This is a genomic window from Roseibium sp., from assembly GCF_965229775.1.
Taxonomy (GTDB): Bacteria; Pseudomonadota; Alphaproteobacteria; order Rhizobiales; family Stappiaceae; genus Roseibium.
In genome coordinates, this window is record NZ_OZ245929.1 from 2,366,630 (window position 1) to 2,385,811 (window position 19,182).

General features: G+C 61.5%; 18 protein-coding genes. 11 read left to right on the forward strand and 7 right to left on the reverse strand.

The window, feature by feature from the left end; all coding sequences use genetic code 11:
* Nucleotides 1–46: 46 nt before the first annotated feature.
* The 9 genes from mdh to ACO07N_RS10840 all read left to right on the forward strand — a co-directional run bounded on the left by mdh (nt 47) and on the right by ACO07N_RS10840 (nt 12,507).
* Nucleotides 47–1,009: a malate dehydrogenase gene (gene mdh / locus ACO07N_RS10800; protein WP_421981017.1), complete on the forward strand. Its 963-nt coding sequence runs from the start codon at nt 47–49 to the stop codon at nt 1,007–1,009.
* A 77-nt stretch (nt 1,010–1,086) separates the two neighbouring features.
* On the forward strand, nt 1,087–2,286 hold the full coding sequence (sucC, locus tag ACO07N_RS10805; protein WP_421981018.1) for an ADP-forming succinate--CoA ligase subunit beta: 1,200 nt from the start codon (nt 1,087–1,089) through the stop codon (nt 2,284–2,286).
* Nucleotides 2,287–3,192 (forward strand): succinate--CoA ligase subunit alpha, encoded by a 906-nt coding sequence (gene sucD, locus ACO07N_RS10810; protein ID WP_421981019.1) that lies wholly within the window; start codon nt 2,287–2,289, stop codon nt 3,190–3,192.
* 199 nt (nt 3,193–3,391) lie between these two features.
* Nucleotides 3,392–6,379 carry a 2-oxoglutarate dehydrogenase E1 component gene (locus ACO07N_RS10815; protein WP_421981020.1) on the forward strand — a complete coding sequence of 996 codons (2,988 nt, stop codon included), beginning with the start codon at nt 3,392–3,394 and terminating at the stop codon, nt 6,377–6,379.
* A gap of 64 nt (nt 6,380–6,443) precedes the next feature.
* Nucleotides 6,444–7,958 carry a 2-oxoglutarate dehydrogenase complex dihydrolipoyllysine-residue succinyltransferase gene (gene odhB, locus ACO07N_RS10820; RefSeq protein WP_421981021.1) on the forward strand — a complete coding sequence of 505 codons (1,515 nt, stop codon included), beginning with the start codon at nt 6,444–6,446 and terminating at the stop codon, nt 7,956–7,958.
* A gap of 40 nt (nt 7,959–7,998) precedes the next feature.
* Nucleotides 7,999–8,613: a LysE family translocator gene (locus tag ACO07N_RS10825; RefSeq protein WP_421981022.1), complete on the forward strand. Its 615-nt coding sequence runs from the start codon at nt 7,999–8,001 to the stop codon at nt 8,611–8,613.
* A 48-nt stretch (nt 8,614–8,661) separates the two neighbouring features.
* Nucleotides 8,662–9,420 (forward strand): SDR family oxidoreductase, encoded by a 759-nt coding sequence (locus tag ACO07N_RS10830; RefSeq protein ID WP_421981023.1) that lies wholly within the window; start codon nt 8,662–8,664, stop codon nt 9,418–9,420.
* Nucleotides 9,421–9,462: 42 nt separating this feature from the next.
* A complete protein-coding gene (gene lpdA, locus ACO07N_RS10835; RefSeq protein WP_421981024.1) occupies nt 9,463–10,866 on the forward strand; it encodes a dihydrolipoyl dehydrogenase in 1,404 nt (467 codons plus the stop codon).
* 138 nt (nt 10,867–11,004) lie between these two features.
* On the forward strand, nt 11,005–12,507 hold the full coding sequence (locus ACO07N_RS10840; protein ID WP_421981025.1) for a hypothetical protein: 1,503 nt from the start codon (nt 11,005–11,007) through the stop codon (nt 12,505–12,507).
* 6 nt (nt 12,508–12,513) lie between these two features.
* On the opposite strand, the gene ACO07N_RS10845 is transcribed toward ACO07N_RS10840, so the two are convergent.
* Together ACO07N_RS10845 and ACO07N_RS10850 are read right to left on the reverse strand one after the other, a co-directional pair.
* A complete protein-coding gene (locus tag ACO07N_RS10845; protein ID WP_421981026.1) occupies nt 12,514–13,329 on the reverse strand; it encodes a methyltransferase domain-containing protein in 816 nt (271 codons plus the stop codon).
* Nucleotides 13,311–13,730 carry a MerR family transcriptional regulator gene (locus tag ACO07N_RS10850; RefSeq protein ID WP_421981027.1) on the reverse strand — a complete coding sequence of 140 codons (420 nt, stop codon included), beginning with the start codon at nt 13,728–13,730 and terminating at the stop codon, nt 13,311–13,313. Before ACO07N_RS10850 ends, ACO07N_RS10845 begins: the two co-directional genes overlap by 19 nt.
* A gap of 83 nt (nt 13,731–13,813) precedes the next feature.
* Between ACO07N_RS10850 and ACO07N_RS10855 the strand changes: the two genes are divergently transcribed.
* A complete protein-coding gene (locus ACO07N_RS10855; protein WP_421981028.1) occupies nt 13,814–14,452 on the forward strand; it encodes a cation transporter in 639 nt (212 codons plus the stop codon).
* Nucleotides 14,453–14,470: 18 nt separating this feature from the next.
* On the opposite strand, the gene ACO07N_RS10860 is transcribed toward ACO07N_RS10855, so the two are convergent.
* The 4 genes from ACO07N_RS10860 to ACO07N_RS10875 all read right to left on the reverse strand — a co-directional run bounded on the left by ACO07N_RS10860 (nt 14,471) and on the right by ACO07N_RS10875 (nt 17,373).
* A complete protein-coding gene (locus ACO07N_RS10860) occupies nt 14,471–15,436 on the reverse strand; it encodes a metallophosphoesterase (RefSeq protein ID WP_421981029.1) in 966 nt (321 codons plus the stop codon).
* Between the two features lie 169 nt (nt 15,437–15,605).
* Nucleotides 15,606–15,842, reverse strand: coding sequence for a hypothetical protein (locus ACO07N_RS10865; RefSeq protein ID WP_421981030.1), 237 nt, complete (start codon nt 15,840–15,842; stop codon nt 15,606–15,608).
* Nucleotides 15,843–15,961: 119 nt separating this feature from the next.
* A complete protein-coding gene (locus tag ACO07N_RS10870; protein WP_421981031.1) occupies nt 15,962–16,369 on the reverse strand; it encodes a serine/threonine protein kinase in 408 nt (135 codons plus the stop codon).
* Between the two features lie 35 nt (nt 16,370–16,404).
* Nucleotides 16,405–17,373 carry a tyrosine recombinase XerC gene (locus ACO07N_RS10875; protein ID WP_421981032.1) on the reverse strand — a complete coding sequence of 323 codons (969 nt, stop codon included), beginning with the start codon at nt 17,371–17,373 and terminating at the stop codon, nt 16,405–16,407.
* A gap of 122 nt (nt 17,374–17,495) precedes the next feature.
* Here ACO07N_RS10875 and ACO07N_RS10880 point away from each other — a divergent pair, with 122 nt between their 5' ends.
* A complete protein-coding gene (locus ACO07N_RS10880; protein ID WP_421981033.1) occupies nt 17,496–18,401 on the forward strand; it encodes a sterol desaturase family protein in 906 nt (301 codons plus the stop codon).
* A 36-nt stretch (nt 18,402–18,437) separates the two neighbouring features.
* On the opposite strand, the gene ACO07N_RS10885 is transcribed toward ACO07N_RS10880, so the two are convergent.
* On the reverse strand, nt 18,438–19,082 hold the full coding sequence (locus ACO07N_RS10885; protein WP_421981034.1) for a class I SAM-dependent DNA methyltransferase: 645 nt from the start codon (nt 19,080–19,082) through the stop codon (nt 18,438–18,440).
* Between the last annotated feature and the right edge of the window lie 100 nt (nt 19,083–19,182).

Consider the following 19,182-nt stretch of genomic DNA (forward strand, 5'->3'; position numbering starts at 1 on the left):
AGCGGATGGCACTTAGTTCCATCTTACGTAAAGGGAAACTTTCGATATGGCGCGGAACAAAATTGCCTTGATCGGCTCTGGTCAGATCGGTGGCACGCTCGCTCATCTGGCAGGTTTGAAGGAACTGGGAGATATCGTTCTCTTCGACATCGCGGAAGGTGTTCCGCAAGGCAAGGCGCTGGACCTCGCTGAATCTTCCCCGGTAGACGGGTTCGATGCCAAGCTGGCCGGTGCCAACAGCTACGAAGCGATCGCAGGGTCGGACGTGGTCATCGTGACCGCCGGTGTTCCCCGCAAGCCCGGCATGAGCCGCGACGATCTCCTGGAAATCAACCTCAAGGTCATGGAACAGGTCGGCGCGGGCATTGCCAAGCATGCGCCCGATGCCTTCGTCATCTGCATCACCAACCCGCTGGATGCAATGGTCTGGGCGCTTCAGAAATTCTCCGGTCTGCCGAAGAACAAGGTTGTCGGCATGGCCGGTGTGCTCGACAGCGCCCGCTTCCGCTACTTCCTTGCCGACGAATTCAATGTCTCGGTCGAAGACGTCACCGCATTCGTTCTCGGCGGCCACGGCGACACCATGGTGCCGCTGACGCGCTATTCCACGATTGCCGGCATTCCGCTTCCCGACCTGGTCAAGATGGGCTGGTGCACGGCGGAGCGTCTTGAGGAGATCGTCCAGCGCACGCGCGACGGCGGCGCGGAGATCGTCGGCCTCCTGAAAACCGGTTCTGCTTTCTACGCACCCGCATCCTCCGCGATCGCGATGGCGGAAAGCTACCTGAAGGACAAGAAGCGCGTGCTGCCCTGCGCGGCCGCTCTCGATGGCCAGTATGGCCTCAAGGACACCTATGTCGGTGTCCCGGTCGTCATCGGTTCCGATGGTGTCGAGCGCATCATCGAGATCGACCTTCAGGGCGAGGAAAAGGCCAACTTCGAAAAGTCCGTCGGCGCGGTCGACGGTCTGGTGGAAGCCTGCAAGAAAATCCAGCCGGCGCTCGCCTGAGCGTCGACTGTCTCGGATAAGCAGCGGCCGTTCCTTCGGCGATCGAGGGAACGGTCCTCCGACAACGGGGGAAACACATGAACATTCATGAATACCAGGCCAAGCAGGTGCTGAAGGGGTTCGGCGCTCCGGTTGCAGACGGCGTGGCCATCTTTTCTGCCGACGAGGCGGAAGCGGCGGCCAAACAGCTTCCCGGCCCGCTCTGGGTCGTCAAGACACAGATCCATGCCGGCGGACGCGGCAAGGGCAAGTTCAAGGAACTTCCCGAAGACGCCAAGGGCGGTGTCCGTCTTGCCTTCTCGCTCGACGAAGTCACGGCGCATGCGAAGGAGATGCTCGGCAACACGCTGGTCACGAAGCAGACCGGCGCGGCAGGCAAGGTCGTCAACCGTCTCTATATCGAGGACGGCGCCGACATCGAGCGTGAACTCTATCTCTCCATCCTGGTGGACCGGACCGTCGGACGTCCTGCCTTTGTCGTTTCCACCGAAGGCGGCATGGACATCGAGGCGGTTGCCGAGGAAACCCCGGAAAAGATCATCACCCTGCCGATCGACCCGGACACGGGCGTCACCGAGGCCGATGCCGCAAAGCTCTGCGATGCGCTGGCGCTGGATGGTGCGGCACGCGAAGATGGCATGACGCTGTTCCCGATCCTGCACAAGGCGTTTGTCGAAAAAGACATGAGCCTTCTGGAAGTGAACCCGCTGATCGTCATGAAGGACGGTCACCTGCGCGTCCTCGACGCCAAGGTCTCCTTCGACGGCAACGCCATGTTCCGCCACCCGGACATCATGGAACTGCGTGACGTCACCGAAGAGGACGAGAAGGAGATCGAGGCCTCCAAATACGATCTCGCCTATGTCGCGCTCGACGGTGATATCGGCTGCATGGTCAACGGCGCCGGCCTTGCCATGGCAACCATGGACATCATCAAGCTCTATGGCGCCGAGCCGGCCAACTTCCTCGATGTCGGCGGCGGCGCCTCCAAGGAAAAGGTCGCGGCTGCCTTCAAGATCATCACCTCGGATCCGAACGTGAAGGGCATTCTGGTCAACATCTTCGGCGGCATCATGCGCTGCGACGTGATCGCGGAAGGCGTGGTGGCGGCCGTCAAGGAAGTCGGCCTGCAGGTTCCGCTCGTTGTCCGCCTGGAAGGCACCAACGTGGAACTCGGCAAGAAGATCATCAACGAAAGCGGTCTCAACGTGATCGCCGCCGATGATCTCGACGACGCTGCCCAGAAAATCGTGAAAGCCGTTAAGGGGGGCGCGTGAATGTCCATCCTCGTCAACAAAGACACGAAAATCATCGTTCAGGGCCTGACCGGCAAGACCGGCACGTTCCATACCGAACAGGCACTTGAGTATTACGGCACCAAGATGGTTGCTGGTGTCCACCCGAAAAAGGGCGGCGAGACCTGGGGCTCCGTGGAAAGCGCGGCGCAGCTGCCGATCTTTGCCTCCGTCGGCGAAGCCAGGGAAGCGACCGGTGCGGATGCCTCCGTGATCTACGTCCCGCCGGCAGGCGCGGGCGCCGCGATCATCGAGGCGATTGACGCCGAGATCCCGTTCATCGTCTGCATCACCGAGGGCATCCCGGTTGCCGACATGGTCAAGGTCAAGGCGAAGCTGGACAAGTCCAACTCCCGCCTGCTCGGCCCGAACTGCCCCGGCATCCTGACGCCGGAAGAATGCAAGATCGGCATCATGCCGGGCTCCATCTTCAAGAAGGGCTCCGTCGGCGTCGTGTCGCGCTCCGGCACGCTCACCTATGAAGCCGTCTTCCAGACCACCAACGCCGGCCTCGGCCAGACGACGGCGGTCGGCATCGGCGGCGACCCGGTCAAGGGAACCGAGTTCATCGACGTCCTGGAAATGTTCCTGGCCGATGACGAGACGGAATCCATCATCATGATCGGCGAGATCGGCGGCTCCGCGGAAGAAGAAGCCGCGCAGTTCCTGATCGACGAGGCCAAGAAGGGCCGCAAGAAGCCGACAGCCGGCTTCATCGCGGGCCGCACCGCGCCTCCGGGCCGCACCATGGGCCACGCGGGTGCCGTGATTTCCGGCGGCAAGGGCGGCGCGGAAGACAAGATCGCGGCAATGGAATCGGCGGGTATCAAGGTTTCGCCGTCACCGGCCAAGCTCGGCGAGACGCTTCTCGAAGTCTTGAAGGGCTAAAAACGCAGGAAATTGTGCTGACAGCAACGGAAACTGTTTACCTTTCCGTCTGCATGATGAAAGGATGGGTTGCGGCGCCAAGTGTGCCGCGACCAATTTTCGAGGGGCCGGTGTTTCATCGGTCTTTGTAGGGAACCGGCCGCGGGTCTTTTTCGGCCCGCCATAACAAAAAGGGCGGAGCAGCCCTCCGCTAAAGGACATGGCACGGCAGGAAGCGAACAACGTATTCGCACTGACGTCGTTGCTTTACGGCGCCAACGCAGCCTATATCGAAGACCTCTACGCCCAGTACAAGACGGATCCGAATTCGGTCGATGCCGAATGGCGGGACTTCTTCGCGGCCTTCCAGGACGAGAAGGAAGCCGTGCTGAAGGAAGCGCGCGGGGCTCCCTGGAAGCGCAAGGACTGGCCGATCGAAGCCAATGGCGACCTCGTCAACGCCTTTGACGGCAACTGGGGTCCGATCGAGCAGAAGCTTGGCGAGAAGATCAAGAAGAAGGCGGAAGCAACGGGCGCGCCGGTGTCCGATGCGGAAGTGCATCAGTCGACCCGCGACTCCGTGCGCGCGCTGATGATGATCCGCGCCTACCGGATGCGCGGTCACCTGCATGCGGATCTCGATCCCCTTGGTCTTGCCGGCAAGGGCGATCACGAGGAACTGCATCCCTCGTCCTACGGCTTCACGGAAGCCGATTGGGATCGCAAGATCTTCATCGACCATGTTCTCGGCCTGGAATACGCCACCATCCGCGAGATGATGGACATCCTGAAGCGCACCTACTGCTCGACGCTCGGTGTCGAGTTCATGCATATCTCCGATCCGGCCGCGAAGGCGTGGATCCAGGAACGCATCGAGGGGCCGGACAAGCAGGTCGCGTTCACCTCCGAAGGCAAGAAGGCGATCCTCAACAAGCTGGTCGAGGCGGAAGGCTTCGAAAAGTTTCTCGACGTGAAATACACCGGTACCAAGCGCTTCGGCCTTGATGGCGGCGAGGCGCTGATCCCGGCGTTGGAGCAGATCATCAAGCGGGGCGGCCAGATGGGCCTCAAGGACATCGTCCTCGGCATGGCCCACCGCGGCCGCCTGAACGTGCTCTCCCAGGTGATGAACAAACCGCATCGCGCGATCTTCCACGAATTCAAGGGCGGCTCCTACGCGCCCGACGAAGTCGAAGGCTCGGGCGACGTGAAATATCATCTCGGCGCGTCCTCCGACCGGACCTTCGACGGCAACAACGTGCACCTGTCGCTGACGGCCAACCCGTCGCACCTGGAAATCGTCAATCCGGTCGTGCTCGGCAAGGCGCGGGCGAAACAGGATCAGCTTGCCGCCGACAAGAACGGCAACTTCATCGAGACGACGGAAGTGGAGCGCAACACCGTTCTCCCGCTTCTGCTCCACGGTGATGCGGCCTTTGCCGGCCAGGGCGTCGTTGCCGAGTGTTTCGGTCTGTCCGCCCTGCGCGGCCACCGCACCGGCGGCTCGGTGCACGTCATCATCAACAACCAGATCGGCTTCACGACGAACCCGCGTTTCTCGCGGTCCTCGCCGTATCCGTCCGACATGGCCAAGGTGATCGAAGCCCCTATCCTCCATGTCAACGCGGATGATCCTGAAGCGGTCGTCTTCGCTGCCAAGATTGCGATCGAATACCGCCAGACGTTCCAGCGTCCGGTGGTCATCGACATGATCTGCTATCGCCGTTTCGGCCACAACGAGGGCGACGAGCCGGCATTCACGCAGCCGATCATGTACCGCAAGATCCGCAAGCACGCGACCACGCTGCAGCGCTATTCGGAACGCCTCATCAAGGAAGGCGTGCTCAGCCAGGAAGATGTCGACCGGATGAAGGCTGACTGGCGCAAGCACCTGGACGGCGAGTTCGATGCCGGCCAGGCGTTCAAGCCGAACAAGGCCGACTGGCTTGACGGCAAGTGGGCCGGTATGCGCCGTGCCGATGACGAGGAAGACCCGCGCCGAGGCGAAACCGGTATCCCGATGGGTGAACTGAAGGAAATCGGCCGGGCGCTGACCCATGTGCCGGAAGGCTTCAACATTCACCGCACCATCGCGCGTTTCATGAACCACCGTGAACGCATGATCGAAACCGGTGAGGGGATCGACTGGGCAACAGCCGAAGCGCTCGCCTTCGGATCGCTCCTGGCCGAAGGCCACCCCGTGCGCCTGTCCGGTCAGGACTGTGAGCGCGGCACGTTCTCGCAGCGCCACTCGGTGCTTTACGACCAGGAAAACGAAAGCCGCTACATTCCGCTCAATCACGTGTCTCCCGACCAGCAGCGCTACGAGGTCATCAACTCGATGCTCTCCGAAGAGGCCGTGCTCGGGTTCGAATACGGCTACTCGCTGGCGGAACCGCGCGCGCTCACCATGTGGGAAGCCCAGTTCGGCGACTTCGCCAACGGGGCGCAGGTGCTGTTCGACCAGTTCATCTCCTCCGGTGAACGCAAGTGGCTGCGCATGTCCGGTCTCGTCTGCCTGCTGCCGCACGGCTATGAAGGCCAGGGACCGGAACACTCCTCCGCGCGGCTTGAGCGTTTTCTTCAGCTTTGCGCCGAGGACAACATGCAGGTTGCGAACTGTTCGACGCCGTCGAACTACTTCCATATCCTGCGCCGCCAGTTGCGCCGCGATATCCGCAAACCGCTGGTCCTGATGACGCCGAAGTCGCTTCTGCGTCACAAGAAGGCGGTCTCGCGGATCGACGAGCTCGGCCCCGACACGACGTTCCACCGCGTGCTTTGGGATGACTGGGGTGCGAACCTCAGTTCCGAAGGCAAGCTGGTCTCCGACGACAAGATCCGCCGGGTCGTGATGTGCTCGGGCAAGGTCTATTTCGATCTGTTCGAGGAACGCGAGAAACGCGGCATCGACGATGTCTACCTGATGCGCGTCGAACAGCTCTATCCCTTCCCCAAGAAGGCGCTGATGCTTGAACTGGCCCGCTTCCCGCATGCGGAGATGGTCTGGTGTCAGGAAGAGCCGAAGAACATGGGCAGCTGGTTCTTCGTCGAGCCCTATATCGAGTGGGTCCTCGAACAGATCGATGCCAAGCATCGCCGGCCGCGCTACGCCGGCCGTTCGGCAATGGCATCCACCGCGACCGGCCTGATGTCGGTCCATCTTGCGCAAATGCAGGCATTCCTCGAAGAGGCGCTTGGAAACTGATCTTGAGAGGGCGGCATCGCCCTCTTTCAACAAATTGGCCGGGTAATTTTAAGAGAAGGCGACCATGGCAACCGAAATTCGCGTGCCCACTCTGGGTGAATCCGTTTCCGAAGCAACTATCGCACAGTGGTTCAAGAAGCCGGGTGACGCCGTCAACCAGGACGAACCGCTCGTCGAACTCGAAACCGACAAGGTGACCGTCGAGGTGCCCGCCCCGGCAGCTGGCACGCTGGAGAGCATCGTCGTCAAGGAAGGCGACACGGTTGAAGTCGGTGCCCTGCTTGGCCAGATCGCCGAAGGCGCCGCCGCCGCTGCAGCCCCCGCTGCTGCAGCGCCTGCTCCGGCCGCCGAAGCAGCCGCGCCTTCAGGTGGTGCGGCTCTGGTCGACGTGGTCACGCCGAGCGCCGGTGAATCGGTGACCGAAGCCGAGGTCGGCGAGTGGAGCGTCAAGGTCGGCGATGTCGTCAAGGCGGATGACACGCTTGTCGAACTGGAAACGGACAAGGCGGCTCAGGAAGTGCCTGCACCTGTCGGCGGAACGGTCGTCAAGATTGCCGCCGAAACCGGCGCCACCGTGGAACCCGGTGTTCTGCTCTGCCAGATCGATCCGTCGGGCGCAGCCGTTGCCGCTGCTCCCGCAGCTGCAGCTCCGGCGCCCGCACCCGCGGCGGCCTCCGGCACGTCGATGCCGCCGGCACCGTCCGCGCAGAAGATGATGGCGGAAAACAACCTCTCCGCGGATCAGGTCGCCGGCTCCGGCAAGCGCGGCCAGGTCCTGAAGGAAGACGTGATCGGCGCGATCGCCTCCGGCGCGACGGCAGCATCCTCCGCCCCGGCAGCGGCACCTGTCGCCCGTGGTCCTGTCGTGGCGCAGGACGAGGCGCGCGAGGAGCGCGTGCGCATGACCAAGCTGCGCCAGACCATCGCGCGCCGCCTGAAGGACGCCCAGAATACGGCCGCCATGCTCACCACCTACAACGAGGTGGACATGGGCCCGGTCATGGAACTGCGCAAGCAGTACAAGGACCTGTTTGAAAAGAAACACGGCGTCAAGCTCGGCTTCATGGGTTTCTTCACCAAGGCGGTCACCCATGCGCTGAAGGAAATTCCGGCGGTTAACGCGGAGATCGACGGCACCGACATCATCTACAAGAACTTCTGCCACATTGGCGTGGCCGTCGGCACGGACAAGGGTCTCGTGGTTCCGGTCGTGCGCGATGCCGACCAGATGTCGATTGCCGAAGTCGAGAAGGAGATCGGCAATCTCGGCCGCAAGGCGCGCGACGGCAAGCTCGGCATGGCCGACATGACCGGCGGCACCTTCACCATCTCCAACGGCGGTGTCTACGGCTCGCTGATGTCCTCGCCGATCCTGAACGCGCCCCAGTCGGGCATTCTCGGCATGCACAAGATCCAGGAGCGGCCCATGGCCGTGAACGGGCAGGTCGTGATCCGTCCGATGATGTACCTGGCGCTTTCCTATGACCACCGCATCGTCGACGGCAAGGAAGCCGTGACCTTCCTCGTCCGGGTCAAGGAAAGCCTGGAAGATCCGCAGCGTCTGGTCCTGGATCTCTGATCCGGGTCCTGATCGTTCCGAGGGCTATGGAGGCGGCCTCATGAGCCTGGAGTTTCTGATAACCGCGCTGATCGTCGTCCTGGTTCCCGGGACCGGGGTGGTCTACACGGTGGCGGTCGGCCTCGGCAAGGGGCGGCGCGCCGCCCTTGCCGCCACGATCGGCTGCACGCTCGGGATCGTTCCGGCGATCCTGGCATCCGTGGTCGGCCTGGCGGCGCTCATGCACACAAGCGCGATTGTCTTTCAGGCGGTGAAATATGCCGGTGTCGCCTATCTGCTTTATCTCGCCTGGCAGACCCTGAAGGACAGCGGTCCGGTGGAACTGAAGGCCGACAGCGCCGTGCGCAAGAGCTTCCTGGCGACAGCGCGCACCGGCTTCCTGATCAACATTCTCAATCCGAAACTGACGGTGTTCTTTCTCGCATTCCTGCCGCAATTCGTGAGCGCGTCCTCGGCGCATCCGACGCTCGAAATGCTTGCACTCGGCAGCGTCTTCATGGCGATGACCTTCGTCGTCTTTCTCGGCTACGGTCTGTTTGCCTCCCTGGTCGGCGAGAAGGTGCTCAGGAGCGACCGGGTCATGGTCTGGATGAGACGCACCATCGCGGCGGCCTTTGCCGGTTTCGGGCTTCGTCTGGCGATTGCGGAGCAGTAACAACAAACAGGGCGGACCCGGTCCGCTCAAACAGGTTCTGGAGTATTGATGTCTGACACTGTTGTCATCGTAACGGGCGGAAGCCGCGGCATCGGCGCGAGCGTCTGCCGCAAACTGGGACGTCTCGGGCATACGATCGTTGTCAACTACACCGCCAATCTGGCGGCCGCCGGCAAGGTTGTCGCCGAGATCGAGGCCGAGGGTGGCAAGGCCGTTGCCGTGAAGGGCGATGTCGGCAGCGAAAGCGATATCCTGACCCTGTTTCAGGAGGCCGACAAGCTCGGCCGCCTTGCCGGGCTGGTCAACAATGCCGGCGTCGTCGACATGTCCCAGCGCGTGGACGAAATGAGCGTCGAGCGCCTGAACCGGATCTTCACCATCAACGTCGTCGGCTCGTTCCTGTGCGCGCGCGAGGCCGTGAAACGCATGTCGACCAAACATGGCGGCGCAGGCGGTGGCATCGTCAATCTGGCGTCGGCCGGGTCCAAGCTCGGATCGCCGGCGCAATATGTCGACTATGCGGCCTCCAAGGGCGCGATCGACACGATGACGGTCGGTCTCGCACTCGAGGTTGCTGACGAAGGCATCCGGGTCAATGCCGTGCGCCCGGGCATCATCGATACGGAACTGCATGCCTCCGGCGGGCTTCCCGACCGCGTGGCGCAGCTTGAATCCAAACTGCCGATGAAGCGTGCGGGCAGCGCGGACGAAGTCGCGGACGCAATCGTCTGGCTCATGTCCGACCAGTCCAGCTACACGACCGGCGCCATTCTGGACGTGTCCGGGGGCCGGTCAATCCTACCGTAATCCGTCAATGGACTTGAAACTGAAAAGGCAAAGGCGACCAAAATGTCCCAATATGATCTTGTCGTCATCGGAACCGGCCCGGGGGGGTACGTTTGCGCGATCAAGGCGGCGCAGCTCGGTCTGAAAACCGCGGTTGTCGAGAAACGGGCGACGCTTGGCGGGACCTGCCTCAATATCGGCTGCATTCCCTCCAAGGCGCTCCTTTATGCGTCGGAAATGTTCGAGGAAGCCGGCCACGGATTTGAGAAACTGGGCATCAAGGTCTCCAAGCCGAAGGTCGACCTGCCGGAGATGATGAAGCACAAGACCGACGTGGTGGATGCCAACGTCAACGGCGTCGCCTTCCTGATGAAGAAGAACAAGATCGACGTGCACACCGGCACGGGCAAGGTTCTGGGAACGGGCAAGGTGGAGGTCACCGCGGATGACGGCAGCGTCTCCGTGGTCGAGACCAAGAACATCGTCATTGCGACCGGATCCGATGTCATGCCGCTGCCCGGCGTGGAAATCGATGAAAAGCAGATCGTCTCTTCGACCGGCGCGCTTGAGCTGGACAAGATCCCCGGCAAGATGGTTGTCGTGGGCGGCGGTGTCATCGGCCTTGAACTCGGGTCCGTCTGGAACCGCCTCGGCTCCGAAGTGACCGTTGTCGAATTCATGGACAAGATCCTTGGCCCGATGGACGGCGATGTCTCCAAGAACTTCCAGCGCATGCTGAAGAAGCAGGGCATGACCTTCAAGCTGTCGTCCAAGGTCACGGGCGTGGCCAAGAAAGGCAAGGGACTGGCCGTCACGATCGAACCCGCCAAGGGCGGAGACGCCCAGGAGATCGAGGCCGACATCGTTCTGGTTGCGATCGGCCGCCGGCCCTACACGGAGGGCCTTGGTCTCGACGCAGCCGGTGTCGTCCTGGACGAGCGCGGCCGGGTGCAGATCGATGCGCATTACAAGACCAATGTCGACGGCATCTACGCCATCGGCGATGTCGTCGCCGGTCCCATGCTGGCGCACAAGGCCGAGGATGAAGGTGTTGCAATCGCCGAGATCCTCGCGGGTCAGGCCGGTCATGTGAACTACGACGTCATTCCGGGCGTGGTCTATACGCAGCCCGAGGTCGCCTCTGTCGGCAAGACCGAAGAGGAACTGAAAGCCGACGGGATCGAGTACAAGGCCGGCAAGTTCAATTTCTCCGCCAATGGCCGTGCGCGCGCCATGAACCACACCGACGGCTTCGTGAAGGTCCTGGCCGATGCCAAGACCGACCGGGTTCTCGGCGTTCACATCGTCGGCTTCGGGGCCGGCGAAATGATCCACGAAGCGGCTGTGCTGATGGAATTCGGCGGCTCTTCGGAAGATCTCGGGCGCACCTGTCATGCGCATCCGACCATGTCGGAAGCTGTCAAGGAAGCGGCGATGGGGGCATTCGCCAAACCCATCCACTCTTAAAGTTGCGGTTTGCAATTCATCGGAGCGCTGCAGGAAACCTTGCCTGCGGCGCTCTTTGCATGTTAGCGGCATCGCGAGAGACCGGTCGTACCGTTCAAACGGGGATCGGCTTCGAAGGCTGAACACGGGAGATCATTTGTGCAGGGCGCGGAAACCAGCCGTTTCACGATGCTGCAGTCAGGGCTCTGGCTGTTGCTGGCAATAGCGGCCGCGCTCGTGTTCTTCTGGCCGGAGCGCACGATCGCGCATGTCGATGATCTGTTCTTCATCCCCTGGGCGGCCGAGGTTGCCGCAACCGGGAACCACGTCAATCCGCTCCTGTCGGTGCAGTTTCCCGGCCTGGAAAACTACCATCTCTACACGCGCTTCCACCTGATCCTGTCAGGCCTCTACCTGGACCTGTTCGGCGTCAGCCGGCTGAGCGTCGTCGGCTATGAGTATCTGTGTTACCTGCTGACAGCGCTTGCCTTTTCCGCCATGTGCCTGGCGATCCGGTTGCCGAAGGCAGCGCTGATGGCACCGCTCCTGTTCGCGCCGATGTATGTCGTGACCGGGTTCCGGCTCGAGATCACCGCCTGTGTCTTCTGGGCCTTGGGCTTTTTTCTGCTGTTCTGGCCTGCAAGGGAGCGGGATGGGGGAGACGCAACCGCGCGCTTTTCGGCGATCCGGACCATGGGCAAACTCGCACTTGCCTTTGCTCCGCTCGCCTCGCCGGCGGTGTTCGCGTGGAGCCTTGGTGCGATCATCGTCCATGACCTCTGGCGGATCGCCTTCCGCGATCTGAGAATCGTGACGCTGGCGATTGAAAATGCCTTGGCGCTTTGCGTGGCGCTGCTGATCTTTTCGCTCAGCATCGACTTTCAGTTTCGCGAGTTCATCGATCAGATCGTCTTCCACGCGCAGAGGTCGACCGGACACGGGATCAACGACGAAGCACTTGGCCGGGCAGCGATCTTTGCTGCGGTCGGTCTCGTGCTGTTGAAATTTTCTCGTCCTGCGGCGCTCGTCTGTCTGATGCTGTCCCTCGGGCAGGGGCTTGCAGCTTTCCTGCACGACAAGGTTCTGGTCCGGAACCTGGCCGCGACCATGGTGTTTCTTGTCGCGCTTGATGCCGTCACGCAGAAGCGCTTCAGGAATGTGGCGTATGTCCTTTGCGTGCTGGTGTTCCTGGTCGTCTCTGCCAACTTCCTGATCTTCTACATCCTGTCGGATCGTGCGCCGGGCCGGGAGGCCGCCGCCGGTGACTATCTGGACGATGTCGCTGCGCAAAAACTGGTCTTCATCGATGAGACCATGGCGCACCACTATCTCGATCATCAGACCCGTGACGCGATTTCCTGGACGTGGGGACGGAAATTTCCGCTCGCCCGTGCCGAGAAACTGGAGGAACTGCGCGACGGAGAGGTCTGGTACCTGAGCCCCTACACGCTGTTCGCCTATCTCAAGGGCCACACGGCCATTGCCCAGGCGCTGTCGAATGACGTCACCTACAGGCGCACGCCGCAGCTGCCCTGCGTGATGGGCCGTCATTCCTGCCGCCTGCCGGCAGATGGCTGGACAATGCTGCGCCTCGAGCGCGACGGGGAAAATGTGCGGGTGACGGACTACGCCGAGGAGCACGAGTTCGTCGTCCCGGATTGATCCGGCTTACCCGGGCAGCGTTGCCGTGATCACGAAATGGGTGATGGAGAAAAAGAACCGGCCGGAGCGGGCAAGCCGGACCTGTTCTTCCGCCCAGGCATCGGCCTCCTCTTTTGAAAAAGAACCCTTGGCGACGGCATAGGGTTTCATCAGATGGATCAGCATGTTCGCCAGCCCGTCGGGATGAAGACCGGTACTGGTGAACGGGACGGCCGTCACGCCGTCCACCCGGTAACCCGCTTCGCGCAGGATCGGCGGCAGAATGGCGGGAATGCACCGCTCGACAAGGTGTCCGTCCCATGTGTCCAGCATCGTCTTCATCCGGTCCGGCGCATCGCTCAACCAGGTGATGGTGTCCCAGTGCATGTCCCCGACGACGAGCCGTCCTCCGGGTTTGAGGATGCGCTTGATCTCGGCGACGGCGCCTGGAAGGTTGTCCAGATATTCAAACACCTGAAGGGAGACCGCCTTGTCGGCGGACGCCGTGTCAAGCGGCAGGTCCGCGACGGTCCCGCTGAGAATTTCGACATTCGTGCAGTTGGCGCAACGCTTCACTGCCGCGCCGCGCATGTCGTCGCTCGGGTCGATCCCGATGACCTTGCCGGTGCCGCCGAGGGTCCGGGACAATTCAAGCGTCAGCAATCCGTTGCCGCAGCCGATATCGGCGATGACGTCGCCGGGCGACGGGCTGAGCGCGTCGAAGGAGGCGCGTCTTCGCCGGGAAAAGTCGGCGCCGAGATAAGCTTCCTCCAACAGTTTGGTGGTACGCTCGTCGAACTGCAGCATCGCAACGTCCCCTTGTTTCAGTGTGCGTCGAGGCATTGGCCATGATCGCCAAAGGCCTTGAGCACGTTGCATTCCGTCACCGTGTGATCGCCTTCGCAGCTCGAAGCGATCCGGACGAGTTCCGCTTCCAGTTTTTTCAGATGCGCAATGCGTTCACGGATCGATGCGAGCTGGTTCTTTGCGATCCGGTCCGCCGCGTGGCAGGGCCTGTCGGGGTGCTGACTGAGCTCGATCAGGTCACGGATGGCCGGCATCGGCAGGCCGAGATCCCGGCTGTGCTTGATGAAGCGGAGACGGTCGCGATCCGTCTCGTTATAGCGCCGCTGATTGCCTTGTGTCCGAAAGGGCGCGTCGATCAGGCCCTCCTTTTCGTAGTACCGGATCGTCGGGACCTTCACGCCGGTCTGCTTCGACAGTTCCCCGATCGAAAAATCCATCAATTTACCTCTTGAACCTCTAGTCGCTATAGGAATTAGACTGTCCCGGTTCGAATAAATCAAGAGGCTTTGAGGAGCAGGACATGGGCGCATGCTGCGCGAAGACGCAGACCCCGTTTGACGGCATGTCAAGAGACTATCGGCGCCGTCTCTGGCTTGTGATCGGGTTGAACGCCGGCATGTTCGTCGTTGAAATGGCAGCCGGCCAGGCCGCCGGTTCGAAGGCCTTGCAGGCCGATGCGCTCGATTTTTTCGGCGACGCCGTCACCTACGGGATTTCACTGGCAGTGATCGGAGCGTCCCTGAGGACGCGGGCGCTTGCGGCGTTGGGCAAGGGCGTGAGCCTGCTTCTGATGGGGCTCTGGGTCGCCGGGTCGACCCTGCATCAGGTGTTTGTGCTCGGCGTGCCCCAGGCCGCCGTGATGGGGTCCATCGGCTTTCTCGCCCTTGCCGTCAACCTTGCGAGCGTGATGCTGCTGGTGCGCTACAAGGACGGCGATGCCAATGTGCGCTCCGTCTGGCTGTGTTCTCGCAATGACGCGATCGGAAATCTCGCCGTCATGATGGCTGCCCTGGGTGTGTGGGGAACAACGACTGCCTGGCCGGATCTCGCGGTTGCCGGACTGATGGCGGCGTTGTTCCTGAGTTCGGCGGTTCAGATCCTGTCGCAGGGCGTTCGCGAGTTTCGGCAAAACGCGCTGGCACCTGCCGAAAGCATCTGAACGGCTCCGGCATGCGGTTCAGGCGGAGACTGCCGCCGTGGTGCCACCCAGATGGACAAGCGTAATTTCCGGCGGGACACCTATTCTCAACGGCAGCAGGGAACATCCAAGTCCACCGGACACGATCAGGTGCCTCGGGTCTGCCGAAAGCCCTAGATGCCGATTGACCGTCGTACCCAAGGTGTCGACATAGTGGCCATAGGGAAAACGGTTGCCATGCTTGGCAGGATAGCCTGGCCGGTATCCGAAACAATTGATCTGGCCACCATGGGTATGCCCGCTCACGGTCAGGCTGACACGGCCGGGAACCTCGTTGAAAATATCAGGCTCATGCGCCATCAGGATGATCGGAGCGTCGTCGGTTACCTGCGCAAGTGTTCCCGTCAGATTGTCGAGACCCTGCCAATTCCTTCGCTTGAACTTCGGGCTTGGTCCGAGCGCCAACTGGTCGTCTATGCCTGCCAGCCAGAAGGGTCTTCCGTCCTTTTCGAGACGTATTGCCCGGTTCTGGTAAAGCGGAATGCCGGCATTGAGAAGCGCCTGGCCGTATTTCGTCGGACCGCTTCCGGTTTTCTGAGCCTCTTGATCATCCCACCAGTCATGGTTGCCCAGGATCGCATGCGTCCCGAGAGGAGCGGACAGGTTTGCGAAATGGTCTGCCCAGGCCTGCGGCGGGATCGGATCATATTGCATCTTGTGATCTGCAACGTAGTCGCCAAGCATCAGGATGATGTCCGGCTTCAGGACGTTTGTACGTTCGACGATGAAGCGGACCCGCTCGAGCCCCATCCAGGGATCACAAATATGCGGATCGGCGATGAGCGCAGCGGTGAGCTGCAGGTCCTTTGGCCAGGGTCCGGGCGTCAGATGGTACCGTTTGATCCGCAGACGGAAAGGTTCGATGCCGACTGCATAGGCAGCCGTTGATATCGAACTCAAGGCCGCGAGACCCAACCCCTTTAGAAACACGCGTCTGGAAATCATGAAACTCCCGCTTGTTGCAGCTTGCAAGTCTTTATGTTCGCCGGACTATTCGTGCCCTGGTGGGCGTAATGAAGGAGACTTTCAGCAGATACTGTGCAGGGAGCGTTTTTTCAAAAAAAAACCGCTGCCGAAGCAGCGGTAAGATAGATTGGAGCAAAAGAAACTTGAATTACTCGGTCGGTGCCTCTTCAGGGACCGGCACGATAACGTCTTCCTGCGTGATCTCTACGCTGAGATCATTCGTCGCGATGGCAACGTCGGTGTCGACTTCCGGAACGATAGACGTATCCGCGACAGTCATTTTTTCGTCGGCTTTGGCAGTTTTTCCCCAGGAACAGGCATGTGCCGGTGCAATCGCGAATGCCGCGATGGCGAGCCCTGCTATGGCTGTGCTGATCAGACGCATGATGAGCCTCCGTCTGTTGCTGCGCGGGACTGGCGCAGTAACGTCTAAGGTAAAGCAAAAATGAAATCGGACAAGGAAAAACCGGGTAGAGATTGATACCAAGGTTAAGATTGGCGCATTTACTTTCTGTTAAGGTTGTAGGTCTTCTGAGTCTTGGGCTGTGACAAGTCGTTGACAACGTTGACAACACGCGCGTCGAGAAGATCTCCGAAGGCCTTCAGCGTGATCTTCTTGCTGCTCAGGAATCCGATCAAAAGAACCTGTATTGCACCGTCCGAACGCAGTTCGGCCTTTGTCCAACCCCACTTGCAATCGCGCGGAATACAGGACGTGAAGGCTCTCACGCGCACCAGCACCTGCTCGTTTTCGCACGTGCTTTCCACCTCGATGCGGCTGATTTCCTTCGGTTCGGCATCGGGGTTGATCCAGACACCGTCCTCCGGCAGCGGGCAGTAGATCCGTTGCGCCTGTGCCGGTACCGTCGACAGGACGAGAAGTCCGGCAAAGAAAAGCAAGAGACGAGACATGATCACTCCACCTTGTGTTTCACCCGCATGATACCTCACTTCGTGCCGTTGCGCGGATGCGCCCGGTCATAGGCAGCCAGCAGATGCGCACTGTCTATCTCGGTGTAGATCTGCGTGGACGCGAGGCTGGCGTGTCCGAGAAGCTCCTGGATTGTCCTGAGATCGCCGCCGCCGGCGAGCAGGTGCGTGGCGAAGGAATGCCTGAGGGCGTGTGGCGTCGCGGTGTCTGGCAATCCGAGCGCCCCGCGCAGCTTCGCCATGGCCAGCTGGATCATGCGCGGATTGAGAGGGCCGCCGCGTGCGCCGAGGAAAAGAGGGCCGTCCGCCTCGATGGTGAAGGGGCACAGCTTGACGTAATGCGCGACCGCGTCGCAGACGGCTGGAAGGATCGGTACGATGCGTTCCTTGCGGCCCTTGCCCACGATGCGCATGGTCCGGGTTCCCGGCACGGGCGCCATCTTGCCCGTCAGGGACAGCGCCTCGGATATCCGGAGGCCGCAGCCGTAGAGAAGCGTCAGCACGGCGGCATTGCGTGCCTCTATCCAGGGCGCCGTCTCGAGGGCGAGTTCGCCGCTGGTGACATCGATGGCATCGCGCGAGGAAACCGGCTTGGGCAGCGACCGCGCCTGCCTCGGCGGTCGGACGGCGTCGGACGCCGCTGCGTTCACGTCCCCGCGCCGTTCCAAGTATTTCAGGAAGGACCGTATCCCGGCAAGGCCCCTGGCCAGTGACCGGCTCTTGACGCCCTGCCTGCGCCGGGACGCCAAGAACCCCCTGAAGTCGGCGGGCCTCAGGGCGGCGACGTCCTTCAATGACGGCGCTCCCCCGAGATGTTCCGTCAGGAAGCGGAGGAACTGCCGCAGATCGCGTTCATAGGCGACCAGCGTCTTGTCGGAAAGCCGGCGTTCATCGGACAGATGATCGAGCCAGAGCCCGATCCGGTTGTTGAGATCCGGCTTCGCGGTGACCAGCAGGTCGGACAGGTCGGGTGCGGTCGTGCTCATGGGCCGATTTTAGGCCCGTTTGCGTTCGGATTGGTTAATGCGCAGCATTGAATTTACCGGCGATTAAGCCCGCTCCCCTTAGATAGGCCGAATTGGGTTTATAGCGCGCAGGTGAGCGGACCGTGGACTTCGCCGGACGGATATACGAGCTTCTTCAGCTGCTGGTGACCAATAGGGTCTACAGCATCTCGTTTCTGGCCACCGCTGGATTTGCGCTCGCCGTGCTTCTGTTCGATCTCCATCGCCGCGGATACCGGTTCGACTGGCCCGTCAGGCTGATCCGCAGCGTGGGTGCAAATATCGGCTTCTGGTGGGTCAACCTCCTGTTCGCACCGATCGTCTTCCTGACATCCGAACACATCAAGCAGGGCTATGACACGCTCGGCATCCCGAGCGTCGACGAGACCTTCTGGTCCGGGGTGCCCTGGTGGGTGCTGGTTCCCTTCGCCGCGCTTTGCTACGATTTCGCCGACTACTGGAACCATCGCATCCTGCATCACCGCTGGCTCTGGCCGATCCACGCGATCCATCATTCCGATCCGGACCTGAACGTGCTGACGAGCTACCGGATCCACTTTCTGGAATCGCTGGTCATGACCACGTCCTACATCCTGCTCCTGAGCTGGCTCGGTTTCCCGACCGACGTGATGGGCTACGGCGCGATCCTGCTGACGCTGCACAACATGTATGTCCACATCAACGTGGACTGGGGCCACGGTCCGTTCAGATACGTGCTGGCGTCGCCGCGCATGCACCAGTGGCACCATGCCGACCTCCCCGAAGCCTACGGCAAGAACCTGGCAAATGTCTTTCCGGTCTTCGACCTCCTTTTCGGCACCTATTACGTTCCAGGACCGTGCAAGGAGCCCTTCGGCGTCCAGGATGTTCCGCAGAACGATGTCGTGAAGCTTGTCTTCTATCCATTCGTGGAATGGACGCGGCAGGTGAAGTCGGCGATCCGCGCGTTGAGGCCCGCCCATAAGCGCGGCGGGGAGGTCTCCCCGCAGGAACGGGAAGCCTTCAAATAGGCACGTGACGTGAAATGCGCGCCGGATCCGCACACCTCACAGTGTCCGAAAGCTCACCGCGAAGGCGATATCCGCCGAATGATCGTGGCCTTCCTTTGAATACATGCGGATTTCCCGGACCTCGGGCTTCGTGATCCGCCCCTCTTCCGCCAGTCCGGCAAGCGCGGCATCGAAACCGTGATCGCCGTAATGCGCCCGGTTGACGCCGATCACGAAGAGGGCGCCGCTTCGCGCGATCGAAAGCAGGCTCACCAGAACATCCGGGCCGAGATGTCCGTGCGTGAAGGCACCGGACGAAAGGACGGCACCATACGCATTGCTGATCGGTGCGAGGTCGCCGGTCAGGTCGATTTCGAAGGTCCGGCCGTAGAGCGCCTTCGCCGCTGCGCGTTCCAGCATCTCCGCGGAAATGTCCATCCCGTCGACCTGGGCAGCCGGCAGGCCGAGCGCTTCGGCAACCAGACCGGTGCCGCAGCCTATGTCCGCGACGGGGATATCGTCTGGCCCGGCCTTTTCCGTATAGATCCTGGCGATCGTTTCCGGATACACGAACCCGAGCGCTTCGGCGAAATCGCCGTCATAGGTGTCGGCAAATTCGCGGTAATAGGCCTTGTTGTCTTCCGGCGTGGAAAGCTTGTACGCGTTTTCCAGAAGCGCCTTGCCCTTGTCGTCTTCCGCCATCTTCGTGTTCCGTTTCACTAATCTTTCAAGCAAGTAGAACGGAAGCGTATTGGCGGCGGATGATGCGATCAAGGTGCGCGGCGTGGCGGGCAGGGTCATC